The organism is Mesorhizobium sp. M7A.F.Ca.CA.004.06.1.1, assembly GCF_003999135.1.
GTDB lineage: Bacteria > Pseudomonadota > Alphaproteobacteria > Rhizobiales > Rhizobiaceae > Mesorhizobium.
This window is the reverse complement of record NZ_RZPQ01000501.1, coordinates 1-4,362: the sequence shown is the minus strand read 5'-3', so window position 1 is coordinate 4,362 and position 4,362 is coordinate 1. Positions and strand designations below refer to the sequence as shown.

Annotated in this window: 4 protein-coding genes and 1 pseudogene; 2 read left to right on the top strand and 3 right to left on the bottom strand. The window is 62.5% G+C overall.

Annotation, left to right across the window (positions count from 1 at the left end; genetic code table 11):
• The coding region (locus tag EN906_RS24355) for an efflux RND transporter permease subunit (protein WP_164777320.1) at positions 1-964 on the bottom strand (964 nt) is incomplete at its 3' end.
• Positions 961-2,289, bottom strand: a complete 1,329-nt coding sequence (locus EN906_RS24350; RefSeq protein ID WP_127272038.1) for an efflux RND transporter periplasmic adaptor subunit — start codon at positions 2,287-2,289, stop codon at positions 961-963. The genes EN906_RS24350 and EN906_RS24355, both read right to left, overlap by 4 nt.
• Before the next feature lie 145 nt (positions 2,290-2,434).
• Between EN906_RS24350 and EN906_RS24345 the strand changes: the two genes are divergently transcribed.
• Complete coding sequence (locus EN906_RS24345; RefSeq protein WP_023811021.1) at positions 2,435-2,968, top strand: TetR/AcrR family transcriptional regulator; 534 nt, start codon at positions 2,435-2,437, stop codon at positions 2,966-2,968.
• A gap of 13 nt (positions 2,969-2,981) precedes the next feature.
• Positions 2,982-3,206: pseudogene (locus EN906_RS24340) on the top strand (SDR family oxidoreductase); the annotation flags it as partial.
• A 15-nt stretch (positions 3,207-3,221) separates the two neighbouring features.
• Here the strand turns inward: EN906_RS24340 and EN906_RS24335 are convergent.
• Positions 3,222-4,362, bottom strand: a 1,141-nt coding sequence (locus EN906_RS24335; protein WP_164777319.1) for an ABC transporter ATP-binding protein, incomplete at its 5' end; no start/stop codon positions are given.

The following is a 4,362-nucleotide window of genomic DNA, read 5'->3' as shown; positions in this document are numbered from 1 at the left end:
CGTCGTAGACGACCTCGATCGTCATGCCTTTCGGCAGCGTCTCCTGAATCTGCGGCACCAGCTTGGTGAGCGCCGCCGCCGTGGTCAGCGGATTGGCTGCCGGCGTCGGGAAGATGGCGAGGAAGGTGCCGGGTTTGCCGTTGAACGAGACCCGGGTGTCGGTGTTCTCGGCGGCGAGTTCGACGCGAGCCACGTCGCGCAACCGCACCACATTGCCGTCAGTCGAGCGCAGCGGCAGCTCGGCGAATGCCTCCGGCGTCTGCAATGTCGAGCGCACGGTGATCGAGGAAACGACATACTCGTTCTGGGTGTTGCCGGGCGCCGACAGGAAGTTGGAATTGTTGATCGCCGTCAGCAGTTCGGAGGCCGTCACGCCGCGCGCGGCAAGCTTGACCGGGTCGATCCAGACGCGCATCGAGTATTCCTGGGCGCCGAAGATCTGCACGTCGGCGACGCCTTCGACCGTCGACATGCGCGGCCTGATGACGCGCTCGATATACTCGGTCAGCTGCTCCTTCGTCATGTTCGGGTTCTGCATCGAGATGTACATCATCGCGAACTGCTGGCCGGTGCCCTTGACGATGACAGGGTCCTTCGATGCGTCCGGCAAGGTGCCGCGCACGCCCTGGACCTTGGACAGGACTTCGGTCAGCGCGACGTCGGGGTTCGAGCCGAGCTTCATCTGCACGGTCACGGTGCTGGAGGACGGGCGGCTGGACGAGGTGACGTAGTCGATGTTTTCGGTCGAGGCGACGGCGCGGGCGATCGGGGCGGAAATGAAGCCCTGGATCAGATCGGCGCTGGCGCCTGGATAGGCCGTCGTGATGGTGATCGCGGTTTCGTCGACCTTCGGATACTGCCGGATCGACAGGTTGAAGATGCCCTGGAAACCCAGGAGCAGGATCATGCAGGCAAGGACCGTCGAAAGAACAGGCCGGCGAATGAAGAGATCTGAAAAGCTCATTGCTGTTCGGCCTGCTTGTTCGCCGATTTGGTCGGGTCGATGGTGTTGTCCACAACGACGGACATGCCGTTGAAGAGGCGGTTCTGGCCGGCGGTGACGACCTCGTCGCCGGCCTTCAGCCCCTCGACGATCTCGACCATGCCTTGATTGCGGCGGCCGGGCTTGACGAACACCTGCGACAGCACGAGCGCGGGCTTGTCACCTTCCGCCGCCGGCTTGGCCGGATCGGCAGCCTTGTCGGTTGGTTTTGCCGCATCGGCGGCAGGCTTGGCTGCATCAGCCGCCGGCTTCATGGCATCGGCCGGCTTGGTGTCCGCAGGCTTGGCTTCCGCCGATTTGTCGGCTGACGGCGCGGCGGGTTTTTCCTCCGGCTTGGCTGGGGCCGCCTCGGCAGGCTTGGCCGGCTGCACCACGAAGATGTAGTCGCCATAGAGGCTTGTCGTCAGCGCCGTCTGCGGCAGGGTCAGCACGTTCTGCTCTTCGGGCAGCTCGACACGCACCTGCACGAACTGGCCGGGGGTCAGCTTGCCATCGGGATTGGCGACTTCCGCCCGGATGTTCACCAGCCGGCTGGACGAGTCGATCTTCGGGTCGATGCCGCGAATGGCGCCTGCGAATGGCCTGTCCTCACCGCCAAGGCCCAATCGAATCGTCTGGCCGATCTTGAGCAAGGCGAGTTGCTGTTCGGGAACCGAGAAATCGACCCGCATCGTGTCGAGGTCCTGCAATGTCACCACGGCGGTGCCGGGCGCCAGATACTGGCCGATATCGATTTTCGGAATGCCCACCGTGCCGCCGAAAGGCGCCGTCAGCTGCTTCTGTTCGAGTACGGCCTGCAGCTTGGTGACCTGAGATGCCGAGGCCGAGGCCGCCGCACGCGCCGTGTCCAGCGTCGAGTCGGAGCCGACGCCACGCCTGGTCAGTTCAATGGCGCGGGCCAGCGAGGTCTGGTCGAGCGCGGCCTGCGCTTTCTGTGCGTCGAGATCGGCGCGCTCGACGGCGTCATCGAGCTGCAGCAGAACCGCATTGTCGGCCACCTTCTGGTTGGCATGGAAAAGGATGTCCTTGACGATACCGGTGGTCTCGACCGCCAGGTCGACACCGCGCACAGCCTTGACCGTACCGATAGCCTCGACGCCTGGCGTCCAGGCCGAAGGCTTGGCGATGGTGGTCGACACGGTTGCCGCCGGCGGCTTCATCGATGCGAAATACTGCTTGATGCCGTTGTCGCGCAGGAAGTTGAAGCCGACGATGCCGCCGACCACGACGACGAGCAGAGCCAGAACCAGAACAATGATAAAGATACGGAGTATGCGCTTGAACAAGGAAGTCCCCTCAGTCGAAATCCGGCGCGAAGCGCGGATATCGGGACACATATCGACTGCGGGTCCCGATTTCAAATAATGGCGGTCTTCCTGTACCGTCTGGACGGTCTTGTCAATTGGGCCTAAGCTTGCGATGGGAGGCCCCATGAGAGCCCAAAGACCGAATTCGCGCGAGAAGATTCTCGCCGCGGCGGCTGATGTTGCCCGGGAATCCGGACCAGGCAGCCTGTCGCTGGATGCCGTAGCCAGCCGTGCCGGCGTGTCGAAGGGAGGGCTCCTCTACAATTTCCCGACCAAGGCCAAATTGATGCAAGGTTTGGTCGAAGGCTATCTGCGTGAGTTCGAGCACGCACTGGAAGCCGCCCGCACAAATGACAAGGACGAAAATCCCCTGGCTGTCTACATCAGGCTGTCAGCCAATGATTGCGAGGAAAAGCAGCCGTCGGCGTCCTGGATTTTCTCGGCCATCGCCGAGGATCCCGATTTCATGATGCCGATAAAGACCTTCAAGAGGCAGCTTTTCGAGCGGCTGAAAGGTGAGACGCCGGATCTCAAATCGCTGTTAATCTGCTATCTCGCCATCGAGGGATTGCGCAGCATGAACCTCTTCGATTCGGATGTCCTGTCGAAAGATGAGCGAGAGCTTCTGGTATCGTCCCTGCTCGAGATCGCCAAATAGGCGTCGCCCACCCTATGTCTGGACCCCGCTGGTCGAAAGGCAGATTCCCGACACCATGAAGGCGCGCGGCATGACCGAGGAACAGGTCAAGCACGATGTGCTGCTCGCTGCCCAGCCGACCAAGGAATTCGTCACCGTCGATGAGCTTGCTGCGTTGACGCTGTTCCTGTGTTCGGACGCAGCCAGGCAGATCACCGGCACGACCTTGCAGATGGACGGCGGCTGGACGGCACAGTAGCCCGGCCCCGAAGGCTCAGCATTTGCTTCCGGCGGCCAGTAGCGGGGTGTCTCCTGGTTGGATTCCGCTGCTCGTTCGACGCGAGAGTTTCGGGATAGCGGCGATCAACTCTCGCGTATAGGCCTGCTGCGGACGATCCAGGACATCTTCCGTATTGCCATACTCAACCAGCTTGCCGTGCTGCATGACCGCAACGTGCTCGCAGAGATAACGCACCACGCCCAGATCATGGGAAATCAGGATCAGCGTCAGCGACAATTCGCGGCGCAGCCGCGCAAAGAGGCCGAGCACCTGGGCCTGGATGGTGACGTCCAGAGCGGAGGTGACTTCATCGGCGATCAATATCTCAGGTTCCAGCGCCAGGGCTCTGGCGATGCCGACGCGCTGCCGCTGGCCGCCGGAAAGCTGCGTGGTGCGTCGGTCCAGCAACTGGCGTGGCAATTCCACTTTTTCCATCAGCTCGCGGATCCGCTCCGGGATGTCTCTTTCCGGGCAGATGTTCTGTTGCCGCAGCGGTTCGGCCAGAGTTCGCGCAACCGTAAACGCCGGGTTGAGGGACATGAACGGGTCCTGGAACACCATCTGCAGTTTGCGAACCTGCTCCGGTCGGCGCTGCCTTAGCGCGCGATCGAGCGATTGGCCGTCCACCTCGATCTCTCCTTGTTCCGGCTGCACCAGGCCTGCAATGGCCCGGGCTATGGTGCTCTTGCCGGAACCGGACTCGCCGACGATCCCCAGTGCCCCACCGCGCCGCAATGCCAGCGAAACATTGTCGACCGCGCGCACGATCTGCGGCGGCTTGCGTGTCGCCCAGGCTGCAAGGCTCTGCCCTGGGTAGAAGTTCACGCACAGGTTCTTCACCAGGAGATGCGGTTCCGTCGCCACGGGGCATGCATGCGTGGTCGGCTTCATCAGCGAGGGTTGGGAAGCGATCAGGCGCTTCGTGTATTCATGGGCGGGGTCACGCAGGATCTGATCGACCGAGCCGATTTCCAGCACCGCGCCGTCCTTCATGACGACGACGCGGTCGCACATTTCCGCGATCACGCCAAGGTCGTGAGAGACCAGAATGACCGACAGCTTGCGTTCACGCCGGATGCCGCGGAGCAGGTCGAGTATCTGAGCTTGCACCGTGACATCAAGTGCCGTCGTGGGC